We start from the raw sequence: 13251 nt of genomic DNA on the forward strand, positions 1-13251 counted from the left end.
TAAGACAGGAGAGAATCATGAGTGTGAAGTACAGAGAATTTTCGCAGTTGAATCTGCCCTCCATTGAACAGGAGATTTTAGCCAGGTGGGAAACTGAACAGGCATTTGAAAAAAGTATTGCAGTGCGGGAAGGTGCCCAACCCTTTGTGTTTTTTGAAGGTCCACCCAGCGCCAATGGTATGCCCGGTATTCACCACGTTATTTCCAGAACGCTGAAGGATCTGGTTTGCCGCTACAAAACCATGAAAGGTTTCCAGGTAAAACGCAAGGGCGGATGGGATACTCATGGACTTCCGATTGAACTCGGAGTAGAAAAAGAACTGGGCATCACCAAGGAAGATATTGGTGTGAAGATCTCTGTTGAAGATTACAACAAAAAATGCCGGGAAGCGGTATTGCGTTATAAAGACAAGTGGGATGATATCACCAAAAAAATGGGATACTGGGTCGATTTGAATGATCCCTATATCACTTTCAAGAATGAATATATCGAAACACTCTGGTGGTTGCTGCAACAGTTGTACAAGAAAGGGTTGCTATATGAAAGCGTAAGTATTCAGCCTTATTCACCTGCTGCAGGCACAGGTTTAAGTTCACATGAATTAAATCAGCCCGGAACATACAAGGATGTAAAAGATACTTCTGCTGTTGCTATGTTTAAGGCAGTGAAGAATGAACGCAGCAAGTTTTTGTTTGATGCTGCGTATTCAGCTCCCTCTCCTTTGGAGAGGGCGGGGTGTGAGGTCTATTTCCTTGCATGGACAACAACCCCATGGACATTGCCTTCCAACCTCGGTTTAACTGTTGGTCCGAACATTGACTATGTTCTGGTAAAAACATTCAATCCATATAGCGGTAAACCATGTGCAGTTGTATTAGCGAAAGCGCTACTGCATAAATATTTTCCTGAACATGTGGATGAGTTTGAAGAAGGCGCAGAAATTTATGATGCGGTCAACAACTGGTTCAATCATGGCAGTGATGAATTCCTGGTTGAAAAAAAGGTTGAATTAAAATCAGCATTCGATGCACTGGTGAAGAAAAAACAACTGCCTTATAAAATCGTAGCCACATTCAAAGGAAAAGAAATTGAAGAATGCCGCTATGAACAGTTGCTTCCGTACGAAGCCAATAAAGAAACCGGCGGCGATTCATTCCGTGTTATTCCCGGCGATTTTGTAACTACTGAAGATGGTACAGGTATCGTTCATACTGCTCCTGCTTTTGGTGCAGATGATTACAGGGTAGGGAAGAAATTCGGCATTGGAATTCTCACCATGGTTGATCGGGAAGGAAAGTTTTTGGATGGTATGGGTGAGTTCAGCAACCGTTATGTAAAGAATTATAAAGACGATCCGAGTTATGAAGATGTAAATGTTGACATCTGCGTAAAACTGAAAAAGAAAACAGGGCGTTTAAAGTAGAGAATACGAACACAGTTATCCGCATTGCTGGAGAACTGATAAACCGATTCTGTATTATCCTTTAGATGCATGGTTTATTAAAACAACTGCCATCAAAGACAGGATGGTTGAATTAAATAAAACCATCAACTGGAAGCCAAAGTCAACAGGTGAAGGCCGCTTTGGTAACTGGCTGGAAAATATGGTGGACTGGAATCTCAGCCGTTCACGTTTCTGGGGTACGCCATTGCCTATTTGGAAATGCGGACAAGCTGATCCTGATATTAATTACAAATCAGAGAATACGAACAGAGAGTTTTTTGATGAAAAAAGAACTAGTGAGCCTTTTGACCAGATCTGTATTGGGACAAGAGATGATTTAAAAAATGTCAACTCTACTGGTGGATGGGGATGTAAAGGATTTTTAATTGATTTTGATAGATTAGCAACAGATGTTATAAATAAGGACAACGATTTAGTAAATACTATTAATGAGTACAACAAGTCATTTGACCCCAACAGCTTTAGTTATATTTCTTTTGATCATTTAAGAGAGTTGGTCGAGAAGAATGGATTTACTAAGGAAATATTAATAGATAAATTTAGATTCAGTTTAAAGATAATTGAAAAATACATTACTGAAATTACTGATGCTAATCTTACTGATATTGACTTTCATAAACCGTCTATCGATAAAATTGTTTTTTCAAGAAATGGCTCATTGGATAATATTAATTTATATGTTAGAGTTGATGACTTAATTGATGTTTGGTTTGACAGTGGTGCTATGCCTTATGCACAGTGGGGACTTGATCATGAGAAGGTGAAGAAGGGAGAAAAGTATCCGTTCAAATTACCGGCAGGTGTAAACAATTTTGAAGATCTCTATCCGGCAAGTTTTATTGCAGAAGGTGTCGAGCAAACAAGAGGATGGTTTTATACACTGCATGCTATCTCTTCATTAGTTTATGACAGCGTTGCTTACCAAACTGTAGTGAGTAATGGTTTGGTGCTGGATAAGCACGGCAACAAAATGAGTAAGCGTTTGGGTAATGTGGTTGATCCCTTTGAAACCATTGCAAAGTTTGGAGCTGATGCCACACGCTGGTATCTCATTACCAATGCATCGCCATGGGATAATTTAAAATTTGATATTGAAGGCATCAAAGAAGTACAGCGTAAGTTCTTTGGTACACTTTATAATACTTATCAGTTCTTTGCTTTGTATGCAAACGTGGATGGTTTTGACTTTAAAGAAGCGGCTATTCCTTTGAAAGATCGCCCGGAAATTGACCGCTGGATTTTATCATCACTTCATACACTTATTAAAAAAGTGAATGAAGCAATGGATGATTATGAACCAACACAGGCCGGCCGTTTGATTGAAGAGTTTGTAGATGCACATCTCAGCAACTGGTATGTACGTTTATGCCGCCGCCGTTTCTGGAAAGGAGAGTATGAGCAGGATAAGATCAGTGCTTATCAAACATTGTATGAATGTATTGAAACAGTTTTGCTGTTGATGGCACCAGTATCGCCGTTCTTCAGTGATGCAATATTCAGTGAGTTAAACAAAGTGAGCAACCGCTTCAAAGCTGACTCCATTCATCATGTTGATTTCCCTGTTGCCAATGAAGCAATCATTGATGCAGCATTGGAAGAACGCATGCAGCTGGCGCAGGATGCTTCATCATTAGTACTATCTCTCCGCAAAAAAGTAAATATCAAGGTTCGTCAGCCATTGCAGAAAGTAATGATCCCTGTGTTGAGCACAACCATGAAGGAACAGTTTGAAAAAGTGGAAGATATCATTATGAGCGAAGTGAATGTGAAGGAAATTGAATACCTCACAGCTGATAATTCCTTTATTAAAAAGAAGATCAAGCCCAACTTTGTGGCCCTGGGTAAAAAGATGGGAGCGAAGATGAAAGGGGTGTCGGCGGCACTGGCCCAGTTCACGCAGGAACAAATCAGCCAGTTTGAAAAAGAAACTGTTTATAACCTGTTGATTGAGAATGAAACTGTTCCATTATATTTGACAGATGTAGAAATTGTGAGCGAGGATGTGCCGGGATGGATGGTAACCAATAAGGGAGCAGTTACCGTGGCACTGGACGTAACAGTTACGCCAGAATTGCAGGATGAAGGGAACGCAAGGGAGCTGGTGAACCGGATTCAAAAGATCAGGAAAGAGAGTGGATTTGATCTGACAGACCGTATTGCAGTGCAGGTAAGCGACGAAGAAAAGCTGCGATCTTCCATCACTCAATTTAAATCCTATATTTGCGCCGAAATTTTGGCAGATAATCTCGACCTTGTGCCGCAATTAAAGGATGGCATTGAAGTTGAGATAAATGACATTCTTATAAAAGTACAAGTATCCAAAAAAGGAGGATAGAATGGCAATAAAAAAGAAAGCAGCAAAACCTGCTCCCAAGAAAGTAGCGAAACCTGTTGCTAAAAAAACAGTAAAGGCAGCGAAACCTGCTGCAAAACCTGCCCGCCCATCTGGCGGGAAGCCAGCTCCTAAAAAAGCGGTTGCCAAGCCAGTAGCGAAACCTGCACCTAAGAAAGCAGCAAAACCTGCTCCGAAACCAGCAGCGAAAGCTCCTGAAAAAAAGGTAGCCAAGCCGGTTGTAAAACCAGTGGCAAAAGCACCTGAAGTAAAGAAACATGCGCCCATTGTTGCCAAACCGGCAGCGGCAAGTGCTATTAAGCCAACTGTAAAACAAGCGATTAAAGATTTGAAAAAAGAAGCAAAGAAACCGTTGCCTGCAAAGGAAATTAAACCCATTAAAACCTCGGTTTCAACATCCGTACGTTACCAGCCCGATTTTACGAAATCAGTATTAGATAAGGCTGAAGAAGAAAAACCACAGGGACCAATGATCCGTTACAATGATGCTGACCTGGTTGAATTCAGGGAATTGATTCAGCGTAAACTGGAATCAGCCAAAAAGGAACTGGGTTATCTGCAGGGATTAATTACCCGTAAGGATGAAACAGGTGGCGATGGTGATGACGGCCGTTATATGACCATGGAAGATGGCAGTGTAAGTATGGAAAGAGAGCAACTGAGCCAGATGGCCAGCCGCCAGATCACTTTCATTGATCACCTGGAAAAAGCCATGATGCGTATTGAAAACAAAACCTATGGTATTTGCCGCGTAACAGGAAAGCTTATTGATAAAGCCCGCCTGCGTGCAGTACCCCATGCTACTTTAAGTATGGAAGCCAAGATGGGAATTGTAAGAGGCCCGCAGGTGTCAGGAGAATAAATTACATTTTCTGTAAATAGAAAAATCCCGCTTTAATTGCGGGATTTTTTTGTGTTATTGACAGACTGGTTCAATTCAGTAAAGTTTATGCCATGGAAACACCTGCTATTCCACCGGCAATAAATCCAAAGATGAGAATAATCAGAATCAATAAGATTGAAATTGATATGCCAAGTATTCCGGCTATATAGGCAATGTTTGCTTTTAGCTTATTGCCTTTGCTAAGAAAACCAGGCTGTTCTTTTTCTTTTTTAAATGCAATGATACTTAAGATGAAACCTGTTATACAAAAGGCTAAACCAATAAAGCTGTATAGTCCAATTATAAAGATGGCTGCAATTATAAGTAGACCTGTTAATGAGAAAATTAAACTGAATAACACTAATCGATTTGTACTCTTTTGTGTGTGATCAGAGAATCGCATTATGTGATAAAGAACTCTAAGTTTCATTCTGTCTGCAGTTTTCAACTTATGCCCATTAATTGTTTCTATAGTCTTTAGAAAGCTTTTAAAGGGTTTCTTTTTTTCAATTTTATTGTTTTGTGCTATTGCGGTGTGATTATTATTTATTGACACTGAAACGTTTGAGATGGCCGAAGCAGAAAGATGGAGGAAACAAAATATCAATAAAAGGGCTTTCAATTTATTACAGTTGAGTTAATAATAGAATAGCTATTGTTTTATCAATTTGAAGGTTTTAGAAAACTCTTTACTTGTGATGTTTAAAAAATATATCCCTGTAGCTGCGCTATGCAAAAGATTAAAAACCGAATTACTTGTATTTGATACTGTCCTTTTACTAAGAACCTGACCAATTGAATTGGAAAATGTAATGTTGTATGAATTCTCCTTTTTCAAGTTTTTAATATATACAGATTGTATAAATGGATTGGGATAAACAGAAATTGAGAATATTGAGTCAACCACAACGCTTTCTGTACAAGATGAAAAAACGGTATAGCTCGAGTCTTTTTCCCCGAGAGTTAACCAGAAAACGTTTTTTCCTGATTCTTCAGGAACTTGAAATTTTAAGTTTCCAAAGTTACCAGACCCAATTGTTTCTCCAAGAATATGAATTTGATTTTTACTGTCAATTGAAATACTTGATCCGAATTCATTGTAAAACCAATCTCCATTATGTGCTGGAATATTGCTGCCACCAGTTTTCATCCATTTAAACTGTCCTGAACCGCCTAACGAGTAAATGAAGAAGTCAGTATGCCCTTTTGAAGTATAAATAGTATCGTTAATCTTAAACCCATCAGAATAAGATCCTGTAACATAGATATCATTTGTCTTTGCTACTGCAATATCAGAGATACGGGTTATGCCGGGACCATCAGCTTTATTTATCCAGAGAATATTGCCGGAACTGTCACATTGTAAGATAAAAATGCCCGATTTGTCTGGGGACAAAAAGGTACTGTCTCCGATGGTAATTTCTATTCCATAATAGCCTCCGAAATAATAGCCATTCTCATTGTGTTGGATAGCAGTTATATAAGGAATGCCTTTGCTTTTAAAGTCTTTTTTCCAAATAATATTTCCAGTAGATTTATCCAATTTTGAGATAAAGGCATGATAGGTACCATACGTATTTTCTGCTTCATTTCCTCCAGCTAAAACATTTCCATAATCATCAAACTTTACCCTATATACTCCGATACCTAAGGTTGAAGTAATTTTATCGTACCATTGCACTTCTCCGTCAGGTAATAATTTCACAATGAAACTTCCTTGTCCGTAAATAGTTTTGCCGAATGCTGATGTCTGATCACCATATGAAAACACAGATGCTACAATCGAACCATCATTAAATAAATCTAGTGACGTAATTGGAGCATCCGTTGCATATCCACTTAAAGAATAACTCTGAACCATTTTAGTCCATAGGAGAAGGCCTGTTTTAGAATATTTTTTATAAAACCATTACTTGAAGCACCCTGCTGGTAAGTTCCGGAGATATACATATTACTTGCTTCATCTACAAATACCCGACCTAAGGTTGCGCCATCCACAAATATCGATAAGTTTAGATTTTTTATTGAATCGAACCGTAAGAGAAATCCAGAAAATGTGGCAATTGGTTGATGAGAGATAACTTCGCAGTTAATAGAAAAAGAAGAGTTGTCAAATATTCCGGCGCCTATATTCTGAATGTTTAGAAATGATCCTATTATATAATAGTTATCATGCCTGTCGGTATAGATTGAACCGCTGTAATCAAAAGATTTACTTGCCAGTAATTTTAGACCAGACCATTTTGGCTCTTGTGCGAAAACAGTAAAGGCAAGGTTTAATATGACAAAGATGATTGATAACTTTTTCATTTTATTTTTTCTTTCGTAAGAATAAAAGCCTTGGATCAATAACAACTCCAAGATTATTATGGCTGATTCTGTAATAGACTAACTGGGCTGATATTTGATCAGTATAATAAAATTGGTATTGCAGCATCAGCCATGGCGCATCTTTAAAACGAAAGTTGGTTGCAAGAAAGGGTTCAATAAATTGAACACGGGATACGCTCATATCCTTGAGATAATAATCAAGCGTTTGCTGTTCTGTATAACTTGTATTGATTGCAGAGTGCCCGGTATTGACATATTTAAAACCAAGACTCAGAAAAAAAAGTTTTTTCCCGGATGTAATGATAGTGAAGGCTGAATGAAAAATTTATTGATACTGGCATTGTAAAACCCAGATGAAGTTGTGTTTCCGTTTTGAGTATACCTGTCTGTAATTTTCAGCTTTCCAAAACCATATCCTGCAAAACATTCAAATATGATCGACTTGTTATTTGTAAGCGGGTAGAAAATTCCTGCACCTAATTCAAACTGGTTTCTTTTATAATTCACCATGTCAGTGTAAGTAGAAGAATTATCATTGTATTGAACCTGATCCCTTTCTTTAATGGTACCTGAATAAGATGCCAGTACAGCAAAATGATTGGTGATGGCATAAGCCGATTGAAGATTCAGGTTTAGTTCTGTGTTTTGATCGACAGTAGATTCCAGAGTTGAATAAGTTCCAATTGATACAGTTGCTGCCAGCCTCGATTCATTCTTTTCTTTAAAGCCGGGAGTATTTGGCGCAACAGGCGAATAGGCATAACGAACCTCTGAGCAGGAAGTAAAAAGAAAGAGGAGGCTGATAATACAAAGGGTAAAATTGTTCATAACAATGGGATTTATTGGTGGAATATACTTGTACTAAAGTAAGCCAGTATTCAATCCATTAATGATCAACTATTCGCCTTTAATGCGAATTCAATGCAGTAAATTCGCCTTTAATGCGACTTTTAGGTAATTTTAGAGTCATTGTATCATTAAACGCAACTGATTATGGAGCAGCTTCAAACTAATTTCTTTAAACACCTGTCTCAAAAATTAGCAGCAAACCGAAAAATGTCGGATGAATTGGTTGAATTACTGGGCATCAGTAAAGGGGAGGCCTATAAAAAAATTAATACAAAAAGCCTGTTGACCATTCCTCAGATCAAACTGCTTTGCGATAAATTCCAGGTCAGTTTCACTATTGAAGGAAAGGAAAACAGATCGAGTGCCAATATTAATTTCACACCATTTCATACAGGTAAAATTGAAGTAAAAGATTATATCAGAAGCCTTGAAAAATTCCTCAGCAACATTGCCGCTTCAAATAACGGGAAGTTAAGTTGTGCTACTGATGATGTTCCCATCTTTCACCTGTTTCAATATCCGGAGTTAACTGCTTTTAAACTGCATTTTTGGCAAATGCGGATCATTGACCAGGCTCCTTTTAAATTTAATGTGAATGACTGGAGTCCTTCTATTTTGCAACCGGCGGCAAGACTGCATCAGCTATACCAAACAATCCCCAGTGTTGAAGTATGGACCAAGACAAGTTTACTGAATACACTGGATCAGATAAAATATGCAGCAGAAACAAAAATTATTACAGATAAAAAAGTTGGAAGGCTTATCTGCAACCAATTGCGTTCAGCATTGGCAGAAATAGAAATGTATGCGGTTAACCGAAACAAAATAGCAAAAGGAGATGCGTCTTTCGATTGGTATTTTTATGACATTATCGGCACCATTACTTATTTAGCTGAAATGGGCGAGGAACTGTCAACCTTTATCCGTTTCAATACATTCAATACTATTCAGGAAGAGAATGGCCCTTTATGTAAGGAAGTAAAGCACTGGCTGGAAAACTTAATTAAAGATGCAACAGGATTCAGCGGGCAGGGAAGTGTACAACGAAATAAGTACTTAGCCGCTGCTTACGATCAATGCGATGAAATGGCGGAATTGTTTTAGTTTACCCAATAAAAAATCCATCCACAACAAAAAGCTGTGGATGGATTTCAGTATTATGACGATTTGATCTGATTAATAATCTCTGTTGTAACCGCCGCCGCCGCCGTTGCCACCTTTGTAGCCACCGCCGCCGCCACCTTTGTAGCCGCCACCGCCGCCGCTGCCACCTTTGTAGCCGCCGCCACCGCCACTGCCGCCGCGGAAGCCACCGCCTCCACCGCCGCCGAAGCTGCGTTTTTTGAAGCCACCGTCATCTTTCTTAGGCTGAGCTTCGTTAACTACAATTTTACGTCCCTGAACATCTGTATCGTTCAGTTGTGCAATTGCAGCCTGCGCTTCTTCTGCATTCTCCATTTCTACGAATGCAAAACCTTTGCTACGGCCAGAGAATTTGTCGGTTAAAATTTTGGCAGAACCAACAGTACCAAATTGTTCAAATAATGCAGCCAGGTCTTCGTTCGTCATGGACCAGGACAGATTTCCTACGTAAATGTTCACAAGAAAAAAATTAAAAACTAAAAATAATGAACCAGGTAAGCGACTGAAAACCGTAGGAAACTCATCAGCAAGAAAAGGACCTGAAGGCTCAGAATGCAAAAACTAATTCACATTAACATAGTAAAGATAGGGATTTTGTTGAAAGACGGGTATTCCGGCCCATATTTCAAAAAATATTTTTCAACGGGTGTTATTTCACCTCCTGCATGTCTACCAAACGCTTATAAAAGCCGTTTTTTATAACCAATTCGTCGTGGGTTCCCCTTTCTACAATTTCCCCGCTCTGCAAAACAAGAATTTCATCAGCATGCCTTACAGTTGAAAGTCTGTGTGCAATCACCAAACTGGTACGTTCTTTCATTAAATGATTGATGGCATCCTGTACAAGGCGTTCACTTTCTGTATCCAAGGATGAAGTTGCTTCATCAAGTATAAGAATGGGTGGATTTTTCAGTACGGCTCTTGCAATGGTTACTCGCTGGCGTTCACCACCACTCAGCTTACTTCCCCTGTCGCCGATATTTTCATCATAGCCATTATCTTTTTGAGTAATGAAATGATGTGCGTTGGCAATCTTTGCTGCTGATTCAATTTCTTCTTTGGATGCTTCCGGTTTTCCCAACGCAATATTACTGGCAATGGTATCATTGAAGAGGATAGGTTCCTGTGTAACTATACCCATTAATTGGCGGAGACTGTTGATAGAATAATCTTTAATATTCATTCCATCCACTAAAATTTCTCCGCTGCTTACATCATGAAATCTTGGAACAAGATCAGCCAGTGTTGATTTGCCTGATCCGCTTGAACCTACCAACGCAACTGTTTTTCCTTTTTCGAGAATAAGATTAATATTATTCAATACAACAGTGTCGTTATAAGCAAACGAAACATTTTTAAACTCAATACTTTTTTCAAACGAAGGAATAAGAACCGGGCTTGTTTTTTCTTCTACTACTACGGGGGCTTCAATAATTTCTTCAATACGCTCAATGGCAGCGCTTCCCCTTCTTGTATTATAGTATGCTGAAGAAAGCGATTTTAATGGATTGATCGTTTGCGTGAAAAATAAAATATAAGTAATGAACCCATCAGGTGTAAGGCCACCTGCATTATTTCCCAATACTAATTTGCCGCCAAACCAAAGTACTCCGCTCAATACCATTACACCCATAAATTCGGATAATGGAGAAGCCATATCTTTTCTGAAATTAATACGGTTACGGAGTTCACCAAGATTCACATTCATTTCATGAAAACGCTGTCCTAAAATCTTTTCCGCAGTAAATGCTTTAATGACTCTGATGCCACTGAGTGTTTCATCAAGTATAGATAAAACCAATCCATTTTTTTCCTGCGCTTCAGTTGATTGTTTTTTTAAAGACCGGCTTACTCTTCCTATAATGAATGCAGTAAAAGGAAGAAACACCAGCAAAAACAATGACAATTGAGGGCTGATGAGCACCATCATTACGAGATAGAAAATTATTGTCAGCGGTTCTCTTATTAAGGCTTCCAATGCCATCATCACACTCCATTCCACCTCGTTCGCATCATTGCTCATGCGGGAAATAAGATCGCCTTTTCGCTGTTCTGTAAAAAAGCCAACCGGTAATTTTAAAACTTTATCATAAAGGTCGCCACGTAACCTTGTCATTACACCATTACGGATAGGAGACAGAACCCGATAAGACAGATAGAGAAAAGTATTTTTTAGTAAAATGGAAATGATGATAATGATACAAATAAAAGCCAGTGCTGTTTGCGTGCCGTTTTTTTCTATCAGGTTACTGATGACGTACTTTAAATATTCGGAAATTCCTTTTGCTGAAAAAATAAATTCAGGCTGAGCTAAAACACGATTTGATTTATCAAAGAGTAATTGCAGAAATGGCGCCAGCATAGCAAGTGACACCATCGAAAAAACAATTGATAAAACAATAAAAAGGAAGTAAAGACCAATTTTTCCTTTGTAACCCGTTAAATATTTAAAAATCCTTTTAAACTCTTTCATGATATAAACGCCGCAAAGTAACTACTTTTACATCGTATAATTGTTGCAGATATGTTAGAAGGAAAACGACAGAAACAGATAGCCGGGGTAATTCATGAAGAAATAACTTCCATCTTCAGAAAAATGGGACTGAGTATGGTGGATGGAGGATTAGTGTCCATTTCATCTGTAAAAGTTACTCCTGACCTGCTGGAAACAAGGATCTACCTAAGTGTGTTCCAGGCAAAGGATAATGCTGCCGTTTTAAAGAAAGTTGAAGACAAAGCCCATGAAATTAAGCGGGAACTGGCTTCCAAACTCAAACATCAGCTGAGAAGAATCCCTGAAATAAAATATTTCCTGGATGATACATTGGATCATGTGTTTAAAATGGAAGAGTTGCTGAAAAAAATTGAGGATGAGAAGAAGGAATATGAATGAACAGCCCGATAGTTGGCAGCCGATAGTTCAGACTAAAAAGCACTTTAGTATCCCCAACTAATAAATTACAAACCACAAACTTTGAATTTCCTCTTCGCCTGGCGGTATTTCAAGTCAAAAAAATCAACGAATGCCATCAATATTATTGCATGGGTTACGGTAACGGCCATGGCTGTCGGCACCGCTGCTTTGGTTGTTGTATTAAGTATTTTCAATGGATTTGAAGGGTTGGTGAAAACATTGTATTCTTCATTTTACCCTGATATACGTATTACATCAGCTCATCAAAAAGTAATGTTGCTTGATTCAGCCATGCTGCAAAAAATAAGGCTGCTGAATAATATTGAAGCTGTAAGTATGGTGGTGGAAGAAAATGTTCATTTACAGAATGGAGATTACAAAACAAATGCAGTGATCAAAGGAGTTGATGACTTTTACAGTAAAGTAAGCGGTGTTCCTGAACGGGTGTTAAACGGAAAATTTGAAACCGGAACAGATGAACAACCGAAGCTGGTTTTAGGAAGCGGAATCGAAAATGCATTAAGTCTGCTAAGCGACCGGGCCTTAACTCCTGTTACTGCCTATCTTCCAAAAAAGGGGGTTGAATTTTCTGATAATCCAATGGATGCAATCAGCACCGTTAATCTGCAGCCTGCCGGTTCATTTTCTATTCAACAGGATTTTGATAACAAATACGTTATTACCAATCTTTCTATTTTAAAGCAAATGCTTGGATTGAAAACAAACGAATACAGTTCAGCCGAAATAAAATTAAAAGAACCTGCAGCAGAAAAAGAAGTGATTACTGCTGTTCAGCAATTGCTGGGAGATAATTACCTGGTGGAGAACCGCTATCAGCAAAACCGTTCCTTGTTTGCAGTAATGCAGATGGAAAAATGGGCCATCTATGGCATTTTATCACTTATTCTTATCATTGCTGCCTTTAATATGATTGGTGCATTAACCATGCTTGTACTGGAGAAAGAACAGGATATACAAATTCTGCAGGCAATGGGTGCAGGCAAATCGTTTATCCAAAAAATATTTCTTACGGAAGGGGTCCTGCTCGCATTTACAGGAAGTGTAATAGGAATTGTACTGGCTTTAATATTCAGTTATCTGCAGGTAACGTTTAAGTTGATTCCCCTGCACGGATCTTTTGTAATTGATTATTATCCCGTACAAATATTTATTTCAGACCTGCTACTGGTAATTGCAACGGTATTTGTAATCGGACTGCTTGCATCATGGGTTCCGTCTGTAAAAGCTGCCAGGCAAAAAGTTTCCTTAAGAGCCCAGTAATTAATAGTGCTGAAACTCATTTCCTTTTTTA

The 13251-nt window shown here is 38.6% G+C and carries 11 protein-coding genes and 1 pseudogene; 5 read left to right on the plus strand and 7 right to left on the minus strand.

The window, feature by feature from the left end; genetic code table 11:
• Nucleotides 1-17: 17 nt before the first annotated feature.
• Nucleotides 18-3801 (plus strand): annotated as a pseudogene (ileS, locus tag IPK31_10560) (isoleucine--tRNA ligase).
• A gap of 1 nt (nt 3802) precedes the next feature.
• Entirely contained in the window at nt 3803-4681 is an 879-nt protein-coding gene (locus IPK31_10565) for a TraR/DksA C4-type zinc finger protein (protein ID MBK8088341.1), read from the plus strand.
• A gap of 85 nt (nt 4682-4766) precedes the next feature.
• Here the strand turns inward: IPK31_10565 and IPK31_10570 are convergent, their stop codons facing one another.
• The 5 genes from IPK31_10570 to IPK31_10590 all read right to left on the minus strand — a co-directional run bounded on the left by IPK31_10570 (nt 4767) and on the right by IPK31_10590 (nt 7861).
• A complete protein-coding gene (locus tag IPK31_10570; protein MBK8088342.1) occupies nt 4767-5324 on the minus strand; it encodes a hypothetical protein in 558 nt (185 codons plus the stop codon).
• Between the two features lie 30 nt (nt 5325-5354).
• Entirely contained in the window at nt 5355-6563 is a 1209-nt protein-coding gene (locus IPK31_10575; GenBank protein MBK8088343.1) for a T9SS type A sorting domain-containing protein, read from the minus strand.
• Nucleotides 6542-7012 (minus strand): hypothetical protein, encoded by a 471-nt coding sequence (locus tag IPK31_10580; GenBank protein MBK8088344.1) that lies wholly within the window; start codon nt 7010-7012, stop codon nt 6542-6544. Before IPK31_10580 ends, IPK31_10575 begins: the two co-directional genes overlap by 22 nt.
• A gap of 1 nt (nt 7013) precedes the next feature.
• Nucleotides 7014-7214, minus strand: coding sequence for a hypothetical protein (locus IPK31_10585; protein MBK8088345.1), 201 nt, complete (start codon nt 7212-7214; stop codon nt 7014-7016).
• Between the two features lie 89 nt (nt 7215-7303).
• On the minus strand, nt 7304-7861 hold the full coding sequence (locus IPK31_10590) for a hypothetical protein (GenBank protein MBK8088346.1): 558 nt from the start codon (nt 7859-7861) through the stop codon (nt 7304-7306).
• Nucleotides 7862-8026: 165 nt separating this feature from the next.
• Between IPK31_10590 and IPK31_10595 the strand changes: the two genes are divergently transcribed.
• Nucleotides 8027-8986, plus strand: coding sequence for a hypothetical protein (locus tag IPK31_10595; GenBank protein ID MBK8088347.1), 960 nt, complete (start codon nt 8027-8029; stop codon nt 8984-8986).
• Nucleotides 8987-9058: 72 nt separating this feature from the next.
• On the opposite strand, the gene IPK31_10600 is transcribed toward IPK31_10595, so the two are convergent.
• Both IPK31_10600 and IPK31_10605 read right to left on the minus strand, forming a co-directional pair.
• Complete coding sequence (locus IPK31_10600) at nt 9059-9484, minus strand: RNA-binding protein (protein ID MBK8088348.1); 426 nt, start codon at nt 9482-9484, stop codon at nt 9059-9061.
• Between the two features lie 190 nt (nt 9485-9674).
• Complete coding sequence (locus IPK31_10605; protein MBK8088349.1) at nt 9675-11498, minus strand: ABC transporter ATP-binding protein; 1824 nt, start codon at nt 11496-11498, stop codon at nt 9675-9677.
• A 51-nt stretch (nt 11499-11549) separates the two neighbouring features.
• Between IPK31_10605 and IPK31_10610 the strand changes: the two genes are divergently transcribed.
• Both IPK31_10610 and IPK31_10615 read left to right on the plus strand, forming a co-directional pair.
• A complete protein-coding gene (locus tag IPK31_10610; GenBank protein MBK8088350.1) occupies nt 11550-11918 on the plus strand; it encodes a ribosome-binding factor A in 369 nt (122 codons plus the stop codon).
• An 81-nt stretch (nt 11919-11999) separates the two neighbouring features.
• Nucleotides 12000-13220, plus strand: coding sequence for an ABC transporter permease (locus tag IPK31_10615; protein ID MBK8088351.1), 1221 nt, complete (start codon nt 12000-12002; stop codon nt 13218-13220).
• Nucleotides 13221-13251 lie beyond the last annotated feature (31 nt).

Source organism: Chitinophagaceae bacterium (assembly GCA_016713085.1).
Taxonomy (GTDB): domain Bacteria; phylum Bacteroidota; class Bacteroidia; order Chitinophagales; family Chitinophagaceae; genus Lacibacter.

Bases quoted from the DNA above. Each gene is read 5' to 3' on its own strand.
- IPK31_10565 (MBK8088341.1), top strand. From the start codon at position 3,803: ATGGCAATAAAAAAGAAAGCAGCAAAACCTGCTCCCAAGAAAGTAGCG.
- IPK31_10575 (MBK8088343.1), bottom strand. From the start codon at position 6,563: ATGGTTCAGAGTTATTCTTTAAGTGGATATGCAACGGATGCTCCAATT.
- IPK31_10580 (MBK8088344.1), bottom strand. From the start codon at position 7,012: ATGAAAAAGTTATCAATCATCTTTGTCATATTAAACCTTGCCTTTACT.
- IPK31_10585 (MBK8088345.1), bottom strand. From the start codon at position 7,214: ATGAGCGTATCCCGTGTTCAATTTATTGAACCCTTTCTTGCAACCAAC.
- IPK31_10590 (MBK8088346.1), bottom strand. From the start codon at position 7,861: ATGAACAATTTTACCCTTTGTATTATCAGCCTCCTCTTTCTTTTTACT.
- IPK31_10595 (MBK8088347.1), top strand. From the start codon at position 8,027: ATGGAGCAGCTTCAAACTAATTTCTTTAAACACCTGTCTCAAAAATTA.
- IPK31_10605 (MBK8088349.1), bottom strand. From the start codon at position 11,498: ATGAAAGAGTTTAAAAGGATTTTTAAATATTTAACGGGTTACAAAGGA.
- IPK31_10610 (MBK8088350.1), top strand. From the start codon at position 11,550: ATGTTAGAAGGAAAACGACAGAAACAGATAGCCGGGGTAATTCATGAA.